The sequence below is a fragment of the Endoryza foliicola genome (assembly GCF_050589245.1).
GTDB classification, from domain to species: Bacteria; Bacteroidota; Bacteroidia; order Chitinophagales; family Chitinophagaceae; genus Endoryza; species Endoryza foliicola.
This window is the reverse complement of sequence record NZ_JBOBEW010000006.1, coordinates 39,780-61,951: the sequence shown is the minus strand read 5'-3', so window position 1 is coordinate 61,951 and position 22,172 is coordinate 39,780. Positions and strand designations below refer to the sequence as shown.

The 22,172-nt window shown below is 41.6% G+C and carries 22 protein-coding genes; 15 read left to right on the top strand and 7 right to left on the bottom strand.

From position 1 onward, the window contains the following. Window positions 1-53: 53 nt before the first annotated feature. Window positions 54-446: a ribosome silencing factor gene (gene rsfS / locus ACQ2HE_RS14385; protein WP_430900237.1), complete on the bottom strand. Its 393-nt coding sequence runs from the start codon at window positions 444-446 to the stop codon at window positions 54-56. Window positions 447-544: 98 nt separating this feature from the next. Here rsfS and ACQ2HE_RS14380 point away from each other — a divergent pair, with 98 nt between their 5' ends. Continuing rightward, complete coding sequence (locus tag ACQ2HE_RS14380) at window positions 545-1,342, top strand: biotin--[acetyl-CoA-carboxylase] ligase (RefSeq protein WP_430900239.1); 798 nt, start codon at window positions 545-547, stop codon at window positions 1,340-1,342. A gap of 57 nt (window positions 1,343-1,399) precedes the next feature. Here ACQ2HE_RS14380 and ACQ2HE_RS14375 read toward each other — a convergent pair whose 3' ends face one another. The 6 genes from ACQ2HE_RS14375 to bcp all read right to left on the bottom strand — a co-directional run bounded on the left by ACQ2HE_RS14375 (window position 1,400) and on the right by bcp (window position 6,040). Further along, complete coding sequence (locus ACQ2HE_RS14375) at window positions 1,400-2,284, bottom strand: DUF5777 family beta-barrel protein (RefSeq protein ID WP_430900241.1); 885 nt, start codon at window positions 2,282-2,284, stop codon at window positions 1,400-1,402. Window positions 2,285-2,294: 10 nt separating this feature from the next. Continuing rightward, entirely contained in the window at window positions 2,295-2,855 is a 561-nt protein-coding gene (locus tag ACQ2HE_RS14370; RefSeq protein WP_430900243.1) for a YceI family protein, read from the bottom strand. 29 nt (window positions 2,856-2,884) lie between these two features. Then, window positions 2,885-3,343: an OB-fold protein gene (locus ACQ2HE_RS14365; RefSeq protein ID WP_430900245.1), complete on the bottom strand. Its 459-nt coding sequence runs from the start codon at window positions 3,341-3,343 to the stop codon at window positions 2,885-2,887. A 2-nt stretch (window positions 3,344-3,345) separates the two neighbouring features. Continuing rightward, window positions 3,346-3,702, bottom strand: a complete 357-nt coding sequence (locus ACQ2HE_RS14360) for a hypothetical protein (protein WP_430900247.1) — start codon at window positions 3,700-3,702, stop codon at window positions 3,346-3,348. Window positions 3,703-3,712: 10 nt separating this feature from the next. Then, window positions 3,713-4,426 carry a c-type cytochrome domain-containing protein gene (locus ACQ2HE_RS14355; RefSeq protein WP_430900249.1) on the bottom strand — a complete coding sequence of 238 codons (714 nt, stop codon included), beginning with the start codon at window positions 4,424-4,426 and terminating at the stop codon, window positions 3,713-3,715. 1,119 nt (window positions 4,427-5,545) lie between these two features. Further along, a complete protein-coding gene (gene bcp / locus ACQ2HE_RS14350; RefSeq protein WP_430900253.1) occupies window positions 5,546-6,040 on the bottom strand; it encodes a thioredoxin-dependent thiol peroxidase in 495 nt (164 codons plus the stop codon). Between the two features lie 324 nt (window positions 6,041-6,364). Between bcp and ACQ2HE_RS14345 the strand changes: the two genes are divergently transcribed. The 14 genes from ACQ2HE_RS14345 (at window position 6,365) to nth (ending at window position 22,154) form a co-directional block, all read left to right on the top strand. Next, window positions 6,365-6,580 (top strand): hypothetical protein, encoded by a 216-nt coding sequence (locus ACQ2HE_RS14345; protein ID WP_430900255.1) that lies wholly within the window; start codon window positions 6,365-6,367, stop codon window positions 6,578-6,580. Window positions 6,581-7,150: 570 nt separating this feature from the next. Then, window positions 7,151-9,973 (top strand): carbamoyl-phosphate synthase large subunit, encoded by a 2,823-nt coding sequence (gene carB / locus ACQ2HE_RS14340; protein WP_430900257.1) that lies wholly within the window; start codon window positions 7,151-7,153, stop codon window positions 9,971-9,973. Window positions 9,974-10,254: 281 nt separating this feature from the next. Then, on the top strand, window positions 10,255-12,324 hold the full coding sequence (locus ACQ2HE_RS14335) for a ComEC/Rec2 family competence protein (RefSeq protein WP_430900259.1): 2,070 nt from the start codon (window positions 10,255-10,257) through the stop codon (window positions 12,322-12,324). A gap of 55 nt (window positions 12,325-12,379) precedes the next feature. Then, the gene (gene purH / locus ACQ2HE_RS14330; protein ID WP_430900261.1) at window positions 12,380-13,891 is read left to right on the top strand and encodes a bifunctional phosphoribosylaminoimidazolecarboxamide formyltransferase/IMP cyclohydrolase; all 1,512 of its coding nucleotides are present in this window, start codon (window positions 12,380-12,382) and stop codon (window positions 13,889-13,891) included. Window positions 13,892-13,962: 71 nt separating this feature from the next. After that, window positions 13,963-14,337, top strand: coding sequence for a hypothetical protein (locus ACQ2HE_RS14325; RefSeq protein WP_430900263.1), 375 nt, complete (start codon window positions 13,963-13,965; stop codon window positions 14,335-14,337). Between the two features lie 76 nt (window positions 14,338-14,413). Then, window positions 14,414-16,039, top strand: coding sequence for a SulP family inorganic anion transporter (locus ACQ2HE_RS14320; RefSeq protein ID WP_430900265.1), 1,626 nt, complete (start codon window positions 14,414-14,416; stop codon window positions 16,037-16,039). An 18-nt stretch (window positions 16,040-16,057) separates the two neighbouring features. Then, the gene (locus ACQ2HE_RS14315; protein WP_430900267.1) at window positions 16,058-16,693 is read left to right on the top strand and encodes a carbonic anhydrase; all 636 of its coding nucleotides are present in this window, start codon (window positions 16,058-16,060) and stop codon (window positions 16,691-16,693) included. 92 nt (window positions 16,694-16,785) lie between these two features. Then, the gene (locus ACQ2HE_RS14310; protein WP_430900269.1) at window positions 16,786-17,889 is read left to right on the top strand and encodes a glycoside hydrolase family 130 protein; all 1,104 of its coding nucleotides are present in this window, start codon (window positions 16,786-16,788) and stop codon (window positions 17,887-17,889) included. Between the two features lie 23 nt (window positions 17,890-17,912). Further along, the gene (gene gldA / locus ACQ2HE_RS14305; RefSeq protein WP_430900271.1) at window positions 17,913-18,824 is read left to right on the top strand and encodes a gliding motility-associated ABC transporter ATP-binding subunit GldA; all 912 of its coding nucleotides are present in this window, start codon (window positions 17,913-17,915) and stop codon (window positions 18,822-18,824) included. A 2-nt stretch (window positions 18,825-18,826) separates the two neighbouring features. After that, on the top strand, window positions 18,827-19,306 hold the full coding sequence (locus ACQ2HE_RS14300; RefSeq protein ID WP_430900273.1) for a GNAT family N-acetyltransferase: 480 nt from the start codon (window positions 18,827-18,829) through the stop codon (window positions 19,304-19,306). Between the two features lie 112 nt (window positions 19,307-19,418). Beyond that, the gene (gene eno, locus ACQ2HE_RS14295; protein WP_430900275.1) at window positions 19,419-20,711 is read left to right on the top strand and encodes a phosphopyruvate hydratase; all 1,293 of its coding nucleotides are present in this window, start codon (window positions 19,419-19,421) and stop codon (window positions 20,709-20,711) included. A gap of 64 nt (window positions 20,712-20,775) precedes the next feature. Beyond that, window positions 20,776-21,069 (top strand): FtsB family cell division protein, encoded by a 294-nt coding sequence (locus ACQ2HE_RS14290; RefSeq protein WP_430900277.1) that lies wholly within the window; start codon window positions 20,776-20,778, stop codon window positions 21,067-21,069. A 155-nt stretch (window positions 21,070-21,224) separates the two neighbouring features. Then, the gene (locus ACQ2HE_RS14285) at window positions 21,225-21,458 is read left to right on the top strand and encodes a hypothetical protein (RefSeq protein ID WP_430900279.1); all 234 of its coding nucleotides are present in this window, start codon (window positions 21,225-21,227) and stop codon (window positions 21,456-21,458) included. A gap of 42 nt (window positions 21,459-21,500) precedes the next feature. After that, window positions 21,501-22,154 carry an endonuclease III gene (gene nth / locus ACQ2HE_RS14280; RefSeq protein ID WP_430900281.1) on the top strand — a complete coding sequence of 218 codons (654 nt, stop codon included), beginning with the start codon at window positions 21,501-21,503 and terminating at the stop codon, window positions 22,152-22,154. Window positions 22,155-22,172 lie beyond the last annotated feature (18 nt).

Here is a 22,172-nt window from a genome sequence, read left to right as displayed (position 1 = left end):
TGTTTGTTTCTTTTAATGATTTTTGGGGTATAATTGTTCGAAAAGGAAGCAGATTATAGCTCCTCAGCTTCTGCATCGCTCCACATTTCTTCCAGCTTATAAAATTTTCGAGTTTCGGTGTGCATTACATGCACAACAATATTAACATAGTCTACTAGCACCCATTGTGCGCCACTCATGCCCTCGTGCTTGTAGGGTGCTTCACCTAGTACCTCTTTCACATAATCTTCCACATAACCGGAAATGGCTTTTACTTGCACATGGCTGGAAGCTTCACAAATGATGAAAAAATCGGCAACTGCTTCGGGAATTTTTCTGAGGTCAAGAGATACGATATGCTCTCCCTTTTTCTCTTGTATAGCGTGAACAATGGCTTTGTAGATCTTTGAGCTTTTATTGAGCCTCGTTACGGTAGTTCTTTTACGACGGGCTGCTAACTTAGACACTGGTTCCAATAATCAATTCTTTTAAAGTTTACCGATCCGGAAGCTTTGCTTCCAAAAAGAGATCAGCTATAAAACGTTACTATCTAAATACTATTTTCGTGCTTACCAAAAATAGTAATTTGTTGGCACATACACCTATCTTACCTTCTCTCGGACAACCTTTTATTGTATTGCCGTTGGTTGACAGCACCAACAACTATGCCATGGCAAAAATACAGGCCGGAGAGGCCACGCATGGCAGCACTTATTGGGCCATGGAGCAAGTAGCCGGGAAAGGTCAAAGAGGTAAAACATGGTATACAGAGCCCGGATCCAACATTATTATGTCGGTCGTAATCAGTACCGAACAACTCGAAATAAGCCACCAGTGGGCTTTGTCGATGGCTGTTGCGCTGGCATGTTACGATTTTTATAAAAATTACGGGTCTGCCGATGATACGCGCATAAAATGGCCCAATGATCTTTATTGGCAGGACAGAAAGGCAGGGGGAATCTTAATTGAGAATCAAATTTCCATGGATTTGGGCCTACCTATATGGAAATGGGCCGTTGTAGGAATCGGTATCAATGTAAATCAAACCAGTTTTCCGGGGGTAGAAAAGAAAGCAGTTAGCTTACGGCAAATAACCGGGAAGCAATTCGATCCCATTCAATTGAGCCAAGAATTGCTGTCATTTCTCACCTTAAGGTTTGATCAATTGAACGCAGGAGAACTGAGTCAATTACTTACAGATTACAACAACTGTTTATATAAAAAGGGAGCTTTCGTGAAATTGAAGAAAGGCCCGATTATTTTTGAAACAATTGTTCAAGGAGTAAATAGTCGGGGACAACTGATAACCGGGGAGAAAGGTACAGAAGCCCATGATTGGGGATCGATAGAATGGGTACTATAAAATAGTGAACGCCTGCGGGTGAGCACAGGCGTTCGGGATAGAATCAGAGCCTCTCACCTATTTTCGATACATTTTTGGTTTTACAATGGTAAACACCCTCGATAAGTTAAATCCAAAGCGAATTTCCGACTTCAGAAAATCGGCCGTTGTTCCTGTGATATAGGCCTTTTCATTCATTCCCGTTGCATTTGAAAAATGCAATTGGAATACGTGACCGCCTGTTTCAATATCAAAGCCTACACCGTAAGAGTCTTTCGCGCCGGTTGGCCTACCGGACACAATTGGATGGGCATCTATCATAAACGAAATCCGCTGACTCAGTTTAATTCTCGCTCCAATTTCTACCGCATACGTATCGTGCGGATTGGCAACAGAGTCTACTAAATTTCTGTGAACCATAATAGGTGCTACCTGCATAGAAAACCCATTACTGAATTTTCTTCCAATGATGATCTGATTGTAAAATCCCATACGTGAAGTATAGAAATTTTTTCTGGAAGGATCGGTCCAAGGAACCGATGTATAAGTCATACCTGAAACAATAACAACTGAAACAGGCCAACCACCTGTTGCCTGCCAAATAGGACGCATCTTAATAAAGGCATCCATTTCTTTATTTATATTACTTCTGCCGAAACCAACCATGATTCTTTTGGAGATACCATAATCCAAGCCCATTCTCATATTGGCTTGATCTAAACCAAACAAGTTTTTAACGCCGGTATTTAAGTACCCAAAACGGTGAAGAATGCGGAAGTCGAGGGTTCCATTGGCCAGGAACTCGATGGATTGTCCATGTATTACACGCGTTGATTTAAACGCGTTTTTCTGAAATTCTTTTTTGGGCTTCTCTTCTCCTACGAGACTGAGAAGGTCTGGCTGCTGTGCTTTCACCCCATACGAAGTAAGTAGCACGGCAAACAGGAATGTTAGTTTGCGCATACAGCTTTTTTTATGACTTTAGGGGATCGAGTTGACAATCAACAGTGATAGTTACTTTGTTATTGATCTTATCTTTTACAACGCTAGGAATGGCTACTTTAAAATCGGATAACAAAATATTGAAGTCGGCTGCCGCTACCACTACACCTTTCTTAACAGTTACTTTGCCTATAGCTTCTACATCTTTTGTTTCACCATGCATGGTAAGTTTTCCTTTTACTTTTGCTGTGTACACGCCGTCTTTAGCATAATTGATTTCACTGTTATTGGTAATAGTACCCGCGAATGTTGCTTTGGGAAATTTATCGCTCTCTACATAGTTTTCGTTGAAATGCTCTTCCATCAAGGCTTTCTCGAACTCAAATCCTTTGAGAAGTACACTGAACTGTATCAAGCCTGCCTTCGAATCTAACACACAAGTGGTTGACTTATTAGTGGCTTCAATTTTTTCTATGCCGCCGGTGCAATCAAAATATATTTTTCCTGTTTTTGTAAAAAATTTGTCTTGAGCCTGAGCGCTACTAGTTATAAATAATAAAGCTACCAGTAGGTTTTTCATTGTTGTTTGCATACGATTACTTTTAGTTTTAGAGATGGGTTTTATTGGTTTTTATCGATTACGAGTACACATAAATTGAGCTTTACATCTGAGCCGAGCAATCCGGTATCATCTGAATTAAAACCGGTAAACACCCCTTTAATGGTTGCTTTTTGTTGCGGTTTCAGATCTTTCAAATCGGCAGTATAAAGGGTATCCATTGAGCATTGTACGGTAGACATGGATTCTTGCGTACCCAGCATCACTGTGTAATACCCTTTCTCGTCCTGCTTAATGTCTTTCACTTCTCCGCTAACCTGGATGATGCTATTGGCGGCAAGGTATTTTTTTGTTGCCGCGGCCTCATTCGTTTCAAATTCTTTGATTATGTCTACAGCAGTAACTGTAAACTTAGGTGTAACTGATTTTGAATCGGGGCGAGTTCTCATAAACTCCTTTACTCCATACCCTACACCAATTAATACCAGAACCACCACTACGATTAGTATTTTCTTTTTCATGTTTAGTTGTTTTGAGATCCATTATCAACCCAACAGCTGATGATCTTAATTTGGTCGGCTGTTAAGGTTAGTCCTTTGGGCATGGATCCATTTAATACAGAAGTTTTACAAGGAGCTGCTTTGGCCTTTATTTCAGTATAGTTCGTAAGTGCTCCACCGGTATTGGTAGCGCCGGTGTTGTGACAACCACTAAGGGAGCATTTGCTTTGAAAAATCGGCTGTACATCTTTGGAAAAAGAGGGAGCTACACCACTGCAGCTCACTCCTCCCGGATATAGTAATTCTTCTGTATCGTAGTAACAACCAGTCATAACCGCTACTGAGAGGGTTAGTATAGAAATGATCAGTAACTTTTTCATGTTTTGATTTTTAGTTGTTCAGGGCGCCTGCGTCTACCCATTTCTGTAACTGCTTGATTTCACAATCGGGTAGTTTAGAGCCACCGAGCGGCATGGCAACAAATCCGGCTTTCATATTTACCGAACCCATTAATTTACCATTCAGGGCAACCGCTTTTACACCGGCGTGTGTAGACAAATCGATGCCACCACCGGGGCTAGCTGCATTGTGACAACCCACGCATTTGTTGGTCATCACAACCTTTACCACTGCATTGTAAGTGAAGCTGGCCGTGTCGCATCCATTACATGAATTGTTCTTAGCTCCTTGATTGATCCATTTTTTGATGGCATCAATTTGAGAGGTCGACAACTTCGCCATTGGGGGCGGAGGCATTACTTTTCCGGGGTCGTTGGAAATGATCACAGAAACTAGGGAACTTCCTGCTGCGTTACCCGGCTTCACTATTTTCATAATGCCGGTGTAATTATTGAGAATGAGCCCCTCTTTCTTACTCGTTACGTCGTGGCAGCCTGCCATCGCACAATTAGAAGTAAGGATCGGTAAAATAGTGTTGTTAAAGTACACGGTATCAGGACTACAACTTTGTCCACCTGTACTGGTGGGCGGTGTTGTTCCTCCTGTTCCGCCGCCTGAAATTGGGATCGGCAATTCATGCTTACACGACACGTATAGCGTCGCGGATAGGCACAAGAATGCCATAATGGAAAGTAGCTTTCTCATGGGTTGGCTTTTTTAGTTTTAGAAATTTGGTTTGGTATTAAAACAAAGGCTAATACCATACCAGAAAGACCAAACCCATCGTATAAGTGGATAAATGACTGATTAAATTTTATTTGTTGACATAAATCAACTGAGATTCAGTAGGTTTCTGTGACTTAGGTCACACATAACCGAGAGTTTGCACTTGTTAATTCAAAATGTTTGATCATCAATGTTTTCACATCAATGGTAGTCTTTTTTAAACAACCCATTCTTCACTGATCAGGATTTACAGGATTAAAGGATGTACAGGATTGTTTCTTTAACTTCTACATTACCTCTTGTTCTTCCCTCACTCCTTTCTACACCGCAGCGGCGCAGCGTTGGCAGTCACCTTGGATATCATTTCCACATTCAAGAGTTGGCTGCTTTCCTCGTCTCCTCTCATCCTCGTTCCTGCATTCCAGCTGTTCCATTATTAATTCTTACTTCTTAATTATTAATTCACTCCCCTTGCTCCTCCTCTTGTTCTTTCTTGCCCTCCTCGTTCCTCGTCTCCTCTTATCCTCGCTCCTGTATTCCAGCTGTTCCATTATTAATTCTTACTTCTTAATTATTACTTCACTCCCCTTGCTCCTCCTCTTGTTCCTTCTTGCCCTCCTCGTTCCTCGTCTCCTCTTATCCTCGCTCCTGTATTCCGGCTGTTCCATTATTAATTCTTACTTCTTAATTATTAATTCACTCCCCTTGCTCCTCCTCTTGTTCTTTCTTGCCTTCCTCGTTCCTCGTCTCCTCTCATCCTCGTTCCTGCATTCCGGCTGTTCCATTATTAATTCTTACTTCTTAATTATTAATTCACTCCCCTTGCTCCTCCTCTTGTTCTTTCTTGCCCTCCTCGATCCTCGTCTCCTCTCATCCTCGTTCCTGCGTTCCGGCTATTCCATTCTTAATTCTTATTTCTTAATTATTAATTACCTCTCTCTCTTTTTACAAAAAACAAACCCCTCCTCGACTAGCGGGGAGGGGAACCAAACCCTAAAACTAAAAATAACCCATTTCTGGGGACGGGAACTTTCGTTCCCCTTTTAGTATAGTTACGCAAATGTAACGGCTCGGGTTTCTTTAAATATCAAGTGACTGTCATCTTTTTTTGGGTTTTACAGGAGCGGTAGGTGCATCAGCTGCCAAAATTTCTTCTGCATGCATTTTACTTTTCGGCTTTAAGAATACTTGTGTGATCACTCCTTTTTCATCAATTACAAAGGTAGTTCGGAGTACTCCCATGTATTTACGACCGTAGAGTTGTTTCTCATCCCAAACTCCGTATTTATTAAGTATGGTATGATCATCGTCAGCGATCAATCGGAAGGGAAGTGATTGCTTGGTTTCGAACTTTTTATGGTCTTTAACTGAATCGGGGCTAACGCCTAAAATCTCGTAACCTGCGGCTTTTAAGGCACTAAAATTGTCTCTTAAGTTACACGCTTGAACGGTACAAGTGGGGGTTCCATCTTGAGGATAGAAATAGAGCACTAGCTTTTTGCCTTTGTAGTCTTTTAAACTAATCTTCTTCCCGTCTTGATCTACCCCGGAAAAGGCGGGCGCTTTATCACCTGCTTTGAGAACTACTGCCATAGAATTGTTTCTAGTAAAACATTGATTTCTTCAAATAGTTGGCAAAATTACGTTCTATTTTCCGGGTGGCTACTTGACAATTTCAAGATCCTTTATTAGTTTAACAGTGAACCTAGCCCAATACCCCCAGTCGCTCCTACCGATAACGAAAATCAACCAAAACTTCTCAAATCGTGCATGAATTAAAAATGAATTAATTCATGAGTAATTGTTAATTGTTAATAAATACCCACTTAAGGGTAGGGTATTTTTTGAACTCTGGAACAGCATTTGACGTATATACATTGTCTAATTAATAATTGCTCACAAGTAAAACTTTTTGTTATGAAAACTTTTTTGAATCGACTGATGTTTTTGACGGCCATTACCATGGGCGGAGTTGTTGGATTGTTTAAAGGAAACGAAGCCAAACAGAAATGGGCGTTTCGTGTCCGCAGTCGATTCAATGAGAAACAGCAAATGGCTGAGCAGAAAAAAATGAAAAAAGAAGGCGGCGTTGTTTTAGATGACATTGAACTCGCAGCTTTTCACCGCGTATAAATTTTTGGAACAAGAGCAATTCAGGCCCTCGTTGCAAAACGGGGGCTTTTTGTTTTCATGAATAACTATATTCACCGCTAAGATCGGGGCCGCTTCGCGGAAATACAGAACCACGGAGATACGGAGGCACAGAGTATATCTCTTCCTTCTCTGTATTTCATTCCCACATTCACAAACTTCCAAATTCACCAATCATCTCCCCGGCTGCTTCATTATTAATTATTAATTCTTAATTAACTCCCCCTCTTCTTTCCCGCAACGGCTTCGCCTGTCCCGTATAGTTCCTCACGGGACAAGCGGACTGAAATTTCCTCCGCTCCGCTTCGTAAATTTCAGCCTCCTTCTTGTATTCATCCTCGTTCCTCGCTTCCTCTCATCCTCGCTCCTCTCATCCTCGTCTCCTCCCTCCCGTCTTCCTAACACCCATTAGCACAACTTTTTTCCCCTGTATGCCCCGCCCATAGCGGCTTTTCAATTTAGTGACAAAATTGTTGATTTAATTGCCCGAAAATACCCTGCACAGCCTTACTTTTGCGCAATTTGTGATTTTAAAAAAACCCGCTCGCAACAATGCCTAAAGACACTTCCATTAAGTCAGTATTAATCATCGGTTCTGGACCCATTATTATTGGACAAGCTTGTGAATTCGACTATTCCGGTTCTCAGGCTGCCCGCAGTATTCGTGAAGAAGGGATCAAAGTGATCCTGATCAACAGCAATCCGGCTACCATCATGACCGACCCAATGATGGCCGACAAAGTTTACTTGCTGCCGCTCACCGTTGAAAGTATTGAACAAATCCTGGAAGAAAACCAAATCGACGCCGTACTTCCAACCATGGGAGGTCAAACCGCTTTGAACCTCGCAATGGAAGCCGACGAATTGGGTGTTTGGGAGAAATACAACGTGAGAATGATTGGCGTAGACGTAAAAGCCATTCAAACTGCTGAAGACCGCGAAAAATTCCGCCAACTAATGGTGAAAATCGGTGTTCCTGTAGCTCCGTCCAAAGTAGCCAACTCAATGTTGGAGGGTAAAGACTTCGCGCAAGAAATTGGATTCCCCTTGGTTATTCGCCCTTCATTTACCTTGGGTGGTACCGGTGGTGGATTCGTTCACAGCAAAGATGATTTGGATGCTGCCCTTGAAAGAGGTTTAACAGCTTCTCCTATCCACGAGGTACTGGTTGAAAAAGCAGTGCTCGGTTGGAAAGAATACGAATTAGAACTCCTTCGCGATAAAAACGACAACGTTACTATTATATGTACTGTTGAAAACGTAGATCCGATGGGGGTGCACACCGGCGACTCAATCACGGTGGCACCCGCCATGACCCTTAGCGATACCGCTTTCCAAGAAATGCGCAACAAAGCTATCTTAATGATGCGCAGCCTCGGAAACTTCGCAGGTGGTTGTAACGTACAATTCGCTTTGAACCCTGAAACAGAAGATATCATCTCAGTGGAAATCAACCCACGTGTGAGCCGCTCTTCTGCCTTGGCTTCTAAAGCTACCGGTTACCCCATCGCGAAAATCGCCGCTAAATTGGCAATTGGTTACACACTCGATGAGTTGAAAAACCAAATCACCAAAACCACTTCTGCCTTCTTCGAACCGGCGCTAGACTATGTGATCGTTAAAATGCCTCGTTGGAACTTCGATAAGTTCAAAGGCGCCAACGATACGCTCGGTTTGCAAATGAAGAGTGTGGGTGAAGTAATGGCCATCGGTCGTTCTTTTGCCGAAGCATTGCAAAAAGCTTGTCAAAGCTTGGAAAACAATGCTGTGGGCTTGGGTAACTACACCAAGAACATCATGAAGGCCGAGGAATTGATCGAATACATCAAAACTCCAAAATGGGATCGCATCTTCCGTATCAAAGACGCTTTGATGCAAGGTGTGTCTGTGAATACTATTTCAAAAGCCACGGGAATTGATAAATGGTTCGTGAATGAAGTTCGCAAGATCGTTGATATGGAAAACACGATCGCGAAATTCAAATTGAACAACTTGCCCGAATCACTACTCCGCGATGCAAAGCACCTTGGATTCAGCGATCAGCAGATCTCTTTGATCATGCAAGATGGAAGTGACGAACAAGTATACGAGAAGAGAAAAGCAGCCGGCATCACCCGCGTATTTAAAATGGTAGATACCTGCTCTGCAGAATTTGAAGCGAAAACTCCTTACTTCTACTCCACTTTCGAAAACGGCAATATCAACGAAAGCAAACCTTCCGATAGAAAGAAAGTAATCGTATTAGGCTCAGGCCCTAACCGTATCGGTCAAGGTATTGAGTTCGACTATTGCTGCGTTCATGGCTTGTTGGCGCTAAAAGAATGTGGTTACGAAGCCATCATGGTAAATTGTAACCCTGAAACAGTTTCTACCGATTTCGATATGGCCGACAAACTCTATTTCGAGCCGGTTTTCTGGGAACATCTTTGGGAAATCATTGAATTAGAGAAACCCTATGGTGTGATCGTTCAATTGGGTGGTCAAACCGCTTTGAAACTCTCTGAGCGTTTGAACGAAAAAGGAATCAAACTCATCGGTACAAGTTTCGATGATATGGATATTGCCGAAGACCGCGGTCGTTTCAGTGATATGTTGAAAGAACTCGGAATTCCTTACCCTGACTACGGAACTGCTTACGATGTAGATGAAGCAATTGAAGTAGCCAACAAAGTTGGATATCCTGTACTCGTTCGTCCGAGCTATGTATTGGGTGGTCAACGTATGCGAATTGTGATCAACGATGAAGAAGTTGAAAAGGCGGTAGTAAGTTTGTTGAAACACATCCCCGGAAACAAAATTTTGATCGACCATTTCTTGGATCGTTGTCAAGAAGCCGAAATCGACGGTATCTGCGACGGCGAAAGCTTCCACGTAATGGGTGTGATGGAACATATTGAACCCGCAGGTATTCATAGTGGAGACAGTAATGCGGTTCTTCCTCAGTTCAACCTCACTCCGTTGGTGGTAGAAACCATGGAAGAATATGCACGCAAAATTGCCTTCCGTTTGAACATCAGAGGCTTGATCAATATTCAATTTGCCATCAAAGACGGTAAAGTGTATGTAATTGAAGCCAACCCACGCGCTTCAAGAACCACTCCGTTCATTGCAAAAGCATATCAAATCCCTTACTTGAACGTAGCTACAAAAGTGATGTTGGGTGAATTGAGATTGAAAGATCAGAAATTCATCAAGCGCTTGAACGGTTACGCAATCAAAGAACCGGTGTTCAGTTTCAACAAGTTCCCGGGTGTAAGTAAAGACCTCGGACCTGAAATGAAATCAACCGGCGAAGCGATCCGCTTTGTGAAAGACTTGAGAGATCCTTATTTCAGACAACTGTATAAGGAAAGAAGCATGCACTTGAGCAAGTAAGAAGATTTAAGTTATAGGTTTTAAGTTTTTAAGTCCCGGCTGATAGCCGGGATTTTTTTGTTGCAAAGGGGAAAAAGGAATGGAAGTTTCGCGAAGTAAAGAAGCAAATAGTGCAGTGGATTTGATAAACCGAGAGGAAACACCAAAGCCTAATGCCTAAAGCCTTACAACCTTATAACCTAAAGATACTTGTGCCATACAAATCAATATCACCCGGAGCCTTGGAACATGACTTATTCTAACAGAACTTTACCTCGTTTATACGAAGTATTAAGATAGCCATGAAAAATCCAAGTGTTCCTGTATGGAAACCAATGCCTTTTTTGAGAGTACTGCCACCCTTTACGGGTGGCATTTTGTTGCAACACTATTTTGAATTGTCTGAGCTGTTTATACTCTTTGCATTCCTTCTTTCCATCTGCTTGTACTTTACAAGTTCTCTTTTTGCGGAGTATCTAAGATTTCGTTTTCCATTGATCAAGAGTTTGCCTCTTTTAACGACTGTGCTGCTAGCGGGAATGTTTATTAGAATAGTTCATGAAGAAACGAGCAACAAGAATCATATCTCACATCAACCAGAAACAGCTCAAGGATATTTGGTGAAGTTGACCTCAGATCCCGAGCAGAAACGAAAAACCTATAAAGCAGAAGCAACCATTCAATACTATATAAGAGAAAGAAAAAACTTGGAAGCCGGAACAGGAAAGATACTGTTGTACTTCAAAGAAAAACCTGAATTGAAAACTGATGATCAACTATTGATCTATACTTCTCTAGAGCCAATTGCTCATACCGGAAATCCGGGCACCTTTAATTATCGTGATTATTTGAATTCACAAGGAATCTACCGACAAGCATTCCTCGATCAAACGCAATTCAAACGTATTTCTGAAAGTAGACAAAGAGGGCTGCTTTATTCTTTAGCGCGCTTTCGGTTTTATTTGCTACAGCAAATCAAAACCTATATTCCGGATCGTTCATCGTATGGACTGGCAGAAGCCTTGCTGATAGGATACAAAAATGATTTAGACCCTACTGTAACTGCTGCTTATTCCAATACCGGCACCATGCACGTGATTGCAATCTCCGGTTTGCACCTTGGAATTCTGTATTCCATTCTCGAAATACTCTCCAACCTCATTCGATCAAAAAAATGGAATCGTTGGTTGCGACCAGTTTTTATATTAACAGGACTATGGATCTTCTCTTGGCTGGCCGGCGCCAATCCCTCTGTACTCAGATCTGCCGTAATGTTCAGCGGTTTTGTTTTGGCAAAAGCATTGAACAGAAACAGTCCTTCCCCTAACACGCTTTGCGCGGCAGCCTTCCTTCTTTTTTGTTATGAACCCAATTGGATATTCGATACCGGCTGTCAGCTTTCCTTTGCAGCGGTAGCAGGTATTCAGTGGACTTGGAAGCCCTTGTACACCTATTACGCACCTAGAAACTATTGGCTTGATCAGCTCTGGAAAATGACCAGTGTAACCTTGGCAGCACAAGTGTTTACATTGCCGCTCTGCCTTTATTACTTTCATCAATTCCCTACTTATTTCTTGATCACGAACTTGGTAGCTGTACCCTTGAGCAGTTTGCTCTTGATTGGAATTTTGATCCTTTGCATTGCAACACCCCTTCCTTGGGCATGCGTAAAAATTGGCTGGCTATTAAATTATGGAATTGCTTTTATGAATCAATTTGTGACGTGGATGGATCAGTTACCCGGAGCTACCATTCAACCCATTATGATTGATTATTGGGGAATGTGCTACTTGTTCGGATTAATGACAAGTACTTGTGCTGTTTTTCTTTATCGTTCCAAAGGATGGTGCTTAAGCGCCATCGTATTTGCAACAATATTTGCATTTCATTCAGCATCCATTTCCTTTTTATTCTCGCAACAACACAAATTAGTAGTAGCCAACAATCGAAAATTGCACCTCTTTTTAATTGAAGGGGACCGAGCCGCAGTATGGGCGCAAGGAGACAGCGGATATTACTACCATCAGAACATGAAACAAATGCTGCAACATTTCCGAGTGAAAGATACCGTGTTTCTTCCCGTATCAGACTCCGGAAACTTTTACATCCCCGCTATCAAGACAGCTTTTTTTTCGGGCGACTTCCGAAAGACAATAAAATTGGACTCCTCTTTTGAAATAGAGACCTTAGTACTCGGAAAAGCAACAGAAAAGCAAGTAGCTACATTATTAGAAATCTATCGTCCAAAACAGTTGATTGTGCTGAATTCCAACAACTTAGGAAAAACGAGAAGAATAGAGGCACTAAGTAAAAAAAATAAAATCAAGTGTTGGCTCATGGTGGACAAAGGTGCTTTTGAGAAGCCGTTGTAGAGGCGTACCTTTGCGCCTCCAAACAAGCAATCAATCTAATACACAATACTGCATCATGGACAAGAAAATTCAATCGGCGCTCATTTCTGTTTTTTATAAAGATGGGCTGGAGCCGATCGTTCGACTGTTATCGGAACTTGGTATCACCATTTATTCAACCGGAGGAACACAGAAATTCATTGAAGACTTGAAACTTCCTGTAGTGCCGGTAGAAAACCTGACCACCTATCCATCAATTTTAGGTGGACGCGTTAAAACCCTTCACCCTTCTGTATTTGGTGGTATTTTGGGAAGAAGAGATTTGGCCAGTGATGTAGCGGAAATGAAGCAATTCAACATCCCCGAAATTGATTTAGTTATTGTTGATCTTTATCCGTTTGAAGAAACGGTAGCGAATACAACTGAAGAAAAAGCGATCATTGAAAAAATTGATATCGGAGGGCCCTCTATGATTCGCGCTGCAGCTAAGAATTTCAAAGACGTACTGGTGGTTGCAGCAAAATCGGATTATACCCCACTTGAGAACTTACTTAGAGAGCAACAGGGTTCTACAAGTATTGAGCAGCGTAAACAATTTGCTGCGAGGGCATTTGAAACCGTAGCTCATTATGATGTGGCCATTGCCCATTATTTCAACGGCAACAGCGGCAATTATTTCTTTGAATCAGTAGCCAATGCCAAAGTAAACCGTTACGGCGAAAATCCGCATCAAACTGGGGTTTACTATGGTAATCTGGACGAACTGTTCACTCAATTAAACGGAAAGGAATTATCGTATAACAACCTCGTAGATGTAGATGCAGCGGTTGCCTTGATCCAAGAGTTTCAAGAAACAACCTTTGCCATCATCAAGCACACCAATGTTTGCGGTATCGCATCTCGTACTACCTTGAAAGAAAGCTGGGATGCCGCATTGGCGGGCGATCCTGAAAGTGCTTTCGGTGGTGTTTTGGTTTGCAATGCAGCGGTAGATAAAGCAACAGCAGAAGCGATCAATGAAATTTTCTTTGAAGTATTGATTGCCCCTTCTTTCAACGAAGATGCCTTGGAAATTTTGAAAACAAAGAAGAACCGCATCTTGCTTCAATTGAAAAAGCATCCTGCTTCTTCTCATCAATACAAATCGATCTTAAACGGTGTACTGGTTCAGGGTACCGATGCCGGCAACTACGATCAGTGGAATGAAGTAGGGGCGCGACCCAGTAACGATGTAGAAAAACAAGACCTAATTTTCGCGAATTTGGTATGTAAGCATCTGAAATCCAATGCCATAGCGCTTGTTAAAGGCAAGCAATTAATTGGAAAAGGTTGCGGCCAAACAAGTCGAATTGATGCCTTACGTCATGCAGTTGAAAAAGCACATCAGTTCAAATTTGATTTGAATGGAGCCGTAATGGCCAGTGATGCGTTTTTCCCTTTCAACGACTGTGTGCAATTAGGCCATGAGGCAGGAATTACTGCCTTTATTCAGCCGGGGGGCTCGGTACGTGATAAAGACTCCATCGAATACTGCCAGCAGAATGGTTTAGCGATGGTTATGACCGGTTTGCGTCATTTCAAGCACTAACTTGTAATTAATTGTGATAAAGACCACCTCTTATTGTTATAACGAGGTGGTCTTCTTATTTTTGTTACACTTTGAAACAATCCGCAGTCATAACAAAACAATTCAAAAAATGGGCTTGCCAAGTAAACGCAATCGCTTGTATAAGTCTATTGCTGTTTCTTACGGTTGCCAATTACTATGTTTATTCTAATGCCGAAACTAAAACCTATTCAGTTGTATTAGATGAGGATTCGGCGCCACAGGCAGAAGACAGCAACAGTGGCAATCCGGCCGGACCTGATGAAAAAGCACCCAATGGTCCAACACTTACAGAAGAATATTGTCACGAAGCAACTCAATACGAGTTTGATATAACCATCGATCACAAGCACAATTGGTTCTTTCTCCTTAAAAAAGACAAGCAATTGAGCTATCCTACGATTACTCCGCCTCCGGACCAAATTTGAGTTTCTATATTTAGCTACACGTCGTCTCTCGTTACTCTCTTATATTTTATTCCTTAACCAATTTCAAACTGGATAAATGAACAGTTTTCGCAACTATGTGCATTCATTAAAGAATGACATACCGGCCTCTATTGTAGTATTTTTAGTGGCCCTACCCTTGTGCTTGGGAATTGCCTTGGGCTCTCAAGCTCCTTCTCTTTTTAGCGGCTTAATTGCCGGAATTGTTGGTGGCGTTGTAATTGGCGTTGCCAGTGGCTCGCAACTCAGCGTTAGTGGTCCGGCTGCTGGTTTAACTACCATTGTGGCTGCTGCTATTATGAAACTGCCTACCTATGAAGCATTTCTTTTAGCCGTTGTAATATGTGGTGTATTTCAGATCGTACTCGGATATTTGAAAGCGGGTATAATTGGCAACTATATTCCCGTAAGCGTGATCAAAGGAATGTTGGCTGCCATTGGCCTCATTTTGATTTTGAAGCAGTTTCCCCACCTAGTAGGCTACGATAAAGACTATGAAGGCGATGAAGCCTTCTTTCAAGTTGATGACAACAACACGTTTTCAGAGATTTTCAAAGCATTGAACTACTTGACTCCACTTGCAGTGCTAATTGGTGTTGTTTCACTTCTTATTCAAATTATTTGGGACAAGATCGCCCTGAAACAAGGAGGAATATTCAAAATTATTCCGGCTCCACTGCTTGTGGTATTTGTTGGGGCGGGCATCAACTATTATTTTGAGAAACAAGGTTCCAGTTTTGCGATCGATCCTGAGCACATGGTAAACATTCCGATTGCAAAATCAACAGAGGAGTTCTTTTCCTTCTTTACGTTTCCAGACTTTAACATGTGGAAGAACTTCGATGTATGGATTACTGCGGGAACTTTGGCGGTAGTAGCGAGTTTAGAAAGTTTATTGAGCTTGGAAGCGATCGATAAATTAGACCCTTACAAACGTATTTCTCCAACGAACCGAGAATTAAAAGCGCAAGGCTTGGGAAACTTGGTGTCTGGATTGATCGGCGGCTTGCCTGTAACAAGTGTAATTGTTCGTTCATCTGCGAACGTAAGCTCTGGTGCAAAAACCAAAGTGTCAGCAATTGTTCATGGTGTGTTGCTACTCTTAAGCGTTGCTTTTATTCCAAACATTCTCAATTTAATACCAAAATCGGCACTGGCGGGTATCTTGATTTACACCGGATACAAATTAGCAAAACCTACATTGTTCGTTACCTACTTCAAAAAAGGTTGGAATCAGTTCTTGCCTTTTGTATTAACAATTGCTGCAATCCTTTTAACCGACTTATTAAAAGGAGTGGTTTTTGGCTTGGCAGTTGGGTTCTTCTTTGTACTGAGAAGTAACTTTAAAACGGCCATCTTATTTGTAAAAGATGAGAATAACTATCTGATTCGACTGAGAAAAGATGTTTCTTTCCTCAACAAGCCCATCATCAAGGAATATCTTTCAAACCTTCCCGACAATAGTAAATTATTGATAGACGCCAGTAAGGCAGAGTTTATTGATAAGGATATCGTTGAGGTAATTGAAGACTTCATGATTGAAGCTCCCACAAAAGACATTTCAGTGGCACTAAAGCCGAATTCGCAGCTCCAAGACAGTTTTGGCTTGCCTTTATTGGAAGTTGAAACAGGTGGATATGCCAAACTAGATAAAAAAACATGGAATCAACAAGTAAATAACTAACTCTCTTAACTTTGAATTATGAAAGCATACGAAAAATTACTCCTCGAGAACAAAGCATGGGCTGCTGAAAAGGTTCATGCAGATCCACAATACTTTTCACGTTTAGTAGACATTCAATCGCCAGAGTTCCTCTGGATTGGATGCAGTGACAGTCGCGTTCCTGCCAATGAGATTACCGGAACTCAACCCGGAGAAATCTTCGTTCACAGAAATATCGCCAATATGGTTGTACATACCGACCTCAACTTATTGAGCGTATTGGAATATGCCGTAAACTACTTGCATGTGAAACATATCATTGTATGCGGTCACTACGGATGCGGCGGTGTAAAAGCTGCGCTAACTAGAAACAGTTTGGGAATCATCAACAAATGGCTTCGCAACATTAAAGATGTGTACCGTTATCATAAAGACGAAGTTGACAGCATTCAAGACGAAACCTTGAAAGTGAACAAAATGGTTGAATTGAATGTAGGAGAACAAGTAATGAACCTAGCAAAAACCTCTATTATCCAAAAAGCATGGAAGGAAAGAAACTATCCTTATATTCATGGATGGGTTTATGACTTGCACGATGGCATTATCAAACCCATTAAAGAAGTGGCGCCGGGCGACCATTTGGATGATGAGATCTATGAATACAATAATCTATAATAAAACAGGAGGGCTTCGGCCCTCTTTTTTATTTCAACGGCTGTCAATTGACTTTGAAAAGACAGATATTTACGAATCAATTTTTGATTGCCATGAATAAGTATCTTTTGCCAATTAGCCTTTTTGTTTTGTTTTCCTGCAAAGAACCTCAAGAGAAAACACCTGGAATTGCGGCCGAACAAAACAGTTCATTTCTCATCCCTTTTGAAAAAGCCGACACTCTCAATCCGGTTTTGGAAAAAGGAAATGGATCCTTTGTTTGTCCCATACTTAACAAATCGATTCCATGGGAAAACAAAGATGTTTTCAATCCGGCTGCCATTGTTCGCAACGACACTCTTTTTCTCTTGTATAGAGCAGAAGACACGATCGGAAAATTTGCAGGCACTTCAAGAATTGGAATTGCGTGGAGCCTCGACGGTGAGCATTTCACCAAGCATAAAGAACCCGTATTGTACCCTCAAAAAGATCAAAATTATAGATGGGAATGGGAAGGTGGCTGCGAAGATCCTCGGATCATTGAAACGGAGGATGGGTCGTATATAATGACCTATACGGCATACGATGGAAAGCTCGCTCGACTATTGGTTGCAAAATCGAAGGACCTGTATCATTGGGAAAAGTTTGGATCTGTATTTAACGACAGTAGCAATAAAAAATACATTGATCATTGGAGTAAATCGGGAGCCATTATTGGCAAGATGAATCAAGGCAAAATAATTGCCACTAAAATAAACGACCGTTATTGGATGTATTGGGGTGATACCGATATTTTTCTTGCAAGTTCAGACGACTTGATTCATTGGTCGCCGGTTGAAAAAGATGGAAAACTCTTGACTGTATTTGGACCAAGAAAAGGCAAATTTGACAGCGATTTGGTTGAACCCGGACCTCCTGCAATGATCACAGATAAAGGAATTTTACTTATCTACAACTGCAGAAACGTTCCTTCAAAAGGAGATTCCAGCTTAGTAGAAGGCACCTATGCTCCGTCACAAATTTTACTAGATCCCAAAGATCCTACCAAAGTGCTGAGTAGAATGGATACCTATTTTATGAAACCTGAAAAGCCGTACGAAGTGAATGGTCAGGTGAATCGGGTTTGTTTTGCAGAAGGGTTGGTGTATTACAAAAATGCATGGAGACTCTTCTACGGAACGGCCGATTCGAAGATAGCGATGGCCGTAAAAAAATGATTCATATAACGTAAGTTTGCAGTATGTCAATATCCATTTCCAATCTCACTAAAACCTACGGCACTCAAAAAGCCGTAAATGATATTTCGTTTTCTGTTTCGAAAGGAGCCATTGTTGGCTTTCTCGGACCAAACGGTGCCGGAAAAAGTACCACTATGAAAATCATTACCGGGTATTTAAACCCCGACAGCGGTACAGTACTAGTAGGCGATACCAACGTATTGGAACAACCTTTAGCAACCAAAAAGAAAATTGGATACTTACCGGAATCAAATCCTCTGTATTACGACATGTACGTTCGCGAGTACCTTGGCTTCATTGCCGATGTGCACCAATTATCAAATAAAAAAGAGGCGGTTGAAAAAGCCATTACTCGTGTTGGGCTCAGTCCGGAATCATCCAAAAAAATAGGTCAGCTTTCAAAAGGCTACAAACAAAGGGTTGGATTGGCAGCTGCGCTCATTCATGATCCCGAGGTGTTAATATTAGACGAGCCCACTACCGGATTAGACCCCAACCAGATCATTGAAATTAGAGAAGTGATCAAGCAATTAGGCGAGAATAAAACGGTCTTATTCTCTTCTCACATTCTGCAAGAAGTAGAAGCAATTTGCGATCGAGTAATAATTATCAATAAAGGAAACATCGTTGCGGACAGCAATTTGAGTAATCTCTTAAAAGACAGCAAAGGGGAAGATCGAATTGTAGTTCGATTTAAAGAAGCAACAGCTCCTGCTGTTTTCTCCATGTTTGCAGATGTGAAGGCCTTGGATGAATATGCCCTCAGCATCGCAACTACGAATGCTGATGCCGACAGAAGAACGATTATGGAAACAGCCATTTCTCAGCAATTGAATATTGTGAGTTTGAGCCAAGAAGCAGATCGCAGTTTGGAAGACATCTTCCGCAGTCTTACGCAAAAAGCAAGTTCCTAATAGTGATAACCATCATTCAAAGCAAAGATGAACAATGGCTGATAAAAGCAGCAGAATTGATGGCAACATCAGAACCTTGGATCACACTCAAACGAAACTTTGAACAGGGATTGCTATTATTACAAGATCCTGAGAATACAGTTTTTATTGCGCTTGAGGGAAAGGAATTTGCAGGCTTTGCCATTGTTAAAATGACGGGAGTATTGAAAGGATACTTACAAACCATAGGAGTTGCGGCAAACAAAAGAAGTAAAGGCATCGGAAAACTCTTAATAGAAAAAGTGGAAGATTTTATTTTCGAGAAATATCCAAATGTTTTCCTATGTGTTTCTTCTTTTAATCTAAGAGCTGCTGAATTGTACTATGATTTAGGGTATTCCAAAGTGGGCGAACTAAAGGATTTCATTGAGAACGGGCATAGCGAGCTGATTTTGCGAAAATCAAAAGGCTGTTTAAACAACTATAATACTAACAAACTTTAGTTTAAAACTGCCTATTAGCAAGGATTTGACGCTTCGCCACATCAAAACTTTCAATACATTTGCACCACAGAAAAAGCAAACAACTTAAATCTTTCATTAAACACTCAAAATTATGAGCTACATCGCTGAAGTTCATGCGAGACAAATATTAGACAGCCGTGGAAACCCAACGGTTGAAGTAGATGTAATTACAGACAATGGCATTATTGGCCGTGCAGCAGTTCCATCAGGAGCTTCTACCGGCAAACACGAAGCCGTAGAATTGCGCGATAACGACAAATCTGTTTATATGGGCAAAGGCGTTTTGAAAGCCGTTGACAATGTAAACAATGTGATTGCCGACAAATTACTCGGAATTGACGTTACACTTCAAGCATATATCGACGATTTGTTGATCCAAATCGACGGAACAGAGAACAAAGGAAACCTCGGTGCAAATGCTACCTTGGCTGTTTCTATGGCTGTAGCGAAAGCTGCTGCAATTGAAAGCGATTTACCCCTCTACCGCTACTTGGGTGGAGTAAATGCAACCGTTCTTCCTATTCCTTTGATGAACATCTTGAATGGTGGTGTTCACGCCGATAACAAGATTGACTTCCAGGAATTCATGATCGTTCCGGTTGGAGCCCCTTCTTTCCAAGAAGCATTGCGTTGGGGTGTTGAAACCTTCCACCACTTGAAATCTGTATTGAAGAAAAAAGGATACAGCACCAACGTAGGTGATGAAGGTGGTTTCGCTCCAGAAATCAAGAGCAACGAAGAAGCGTTGGAAATTGTATTGCAGGCTATTGAAGCTGCCGGTTACAAACCCGGAACTCAAATTGCCATTGCAATGGATGCTGCCAGCAGCGAAATGTATGATGAGAAAACAAATACCTACCGCTTCTACAAGAGCAATCCTGATAAAGTAATCAGCAGCGATGAAATGGTTGCTTATTGGGCTTCTTGGGTAGAAAAATATCCTATCATCTCTATTGAAGATGGTATGGCTGAAGACGATTGGAATGGTTGGAAGAAATTGACAGAAGCTATTGGCGACAAGTGTCAGCTAGTAGGCGACGACCTTTTCGTAACCAATGTGAAGCGTTTGGGAGAAGGTATCAATAAAGGAATCGCCAACAGCATCTTGATCAAAGTAAACCAAATTGGTACGGTAACTGAAACCATCAATGCCGTTCAATTAGCTCAAAACAGTGGCTATACTTCCATCATGAGTCACAGAAGTGGTGAAACAGAAGACACTACTATTGCAGACTTGGCTGTAGCATTGAATTGTGGTCAAATCAAAACCGGAAGTGCCAGCCGTACCGACCGTATGGCGAAGTACAACCAGTTGCTCCGCATTGAAGAAGAACTGGGAAAGAACGCTATCTACCCCGGTGGAAAAATTAAATTCGGTAAATAAGCAAATATTTGAATCAGAGGTTTGATTTTTGCTGTAGAAGCAGGATCAAACCTCTTTCTTTTGTATGAACCTATTGTCACACATACCGGCTTGGATGAAAAACAAATACCTGTTAACGGGTGTTGTGTTTCTCGTTTGGCTATTGTTTTTTGACGATAGAGACATTCTCACCAATGTGCAACACCGCCGTGAGCTGAAAGCACTCGAAGCCAGCCGCGACCACTACAACGAGCTCATCAAAACCACTAAAACAGAGTTGGAACAACTACAACACAACCCAGCTGTTCTAGAAAAATATGCTCGCGAAAAATATAGAATGAAAAAAGACAACGAAGATTTATTTATTGTAACTAATTGATTTACATACCAATAAATATATTGTTGAATTTTTTATTTATATTTACCTAATAAAACCTCTGAGTACGCAATAAGAATAACAATTAGTCGTTTGTTAATTTGGACGGACACCCGAATTTGACTCATTCGGACATTAAAGGACATAAATGGATTCTTATGACTACTCTCATTACTCCTGAGGAGCTGGTGCGTTATATGTACCAAGAAACTTCTCCGGAACAAACTGAGCTGATAGAACGAGCATTGAACGAAGATTGGACGCTTCGCGAAAAGCTTGAAGTTCTAAAAGCATCTGCTTCTTCTCTCGATCAAAATCTTGTTTCACCACGCATGGAATCAGTAATGAATGTACTTCGGTACGCTCGTGAAACCGCAGTCGCGAATGTATAAACAAGCGCGCTTTCTTAGGTTTCTCTGATTTATTTTTGCGAAATGACGCGACAAGAACGGTATCGATTCATCATCGATTATTTCCAGCACCATGCCCCCGATGCGGAGACGGAACTGCTGTATGATAATCCTTTTCAATTATTAGTAGCGGTAATTTTATCGGCGCAATGTACCGATAAGAGGGTCAATATGACTACCCCGGCCATATTCGAGCGTTTCCCAACGCCTGAAGCTATGGCGGCTACCGATTTTGATACCCTCTTCCCCTACATTCGAAGCATTTCCTATCCGAACAACAAGACCAAGCACTTGATCGGAATGGCAAAGCTATTGCTTGAAAAGTTCAACGGTGAAGTACCACTCACAGTAGATGAGTTGGTAGAACTTCCGGGTGTGGGTCGAAAAACTGCCAACGTAATTACTTCGGTAATAGATCAACAGCCCAATATGGCCGTTGATACCCATGTATTCCGCGTATCTGCCAGGGTTGGTCTCACCGTTAGAGCCACTACGCCCTTGGCTGCCGAAAAACAACTCATCAAGTATTTCCCTCCTGAACTGGTGCACAAAGCACATCATTGGCTCATTCTTCATGGTCGCTACACTTGTTTGGCAAGAACCCCAAAATGCGAGCAGTGCGGGATCAAGGAAGTATGTGCGTATTTCCAGAAACAGCAGAAGAAGGTAAAGAAGTAAGCCGTTGAGAACAGCCGT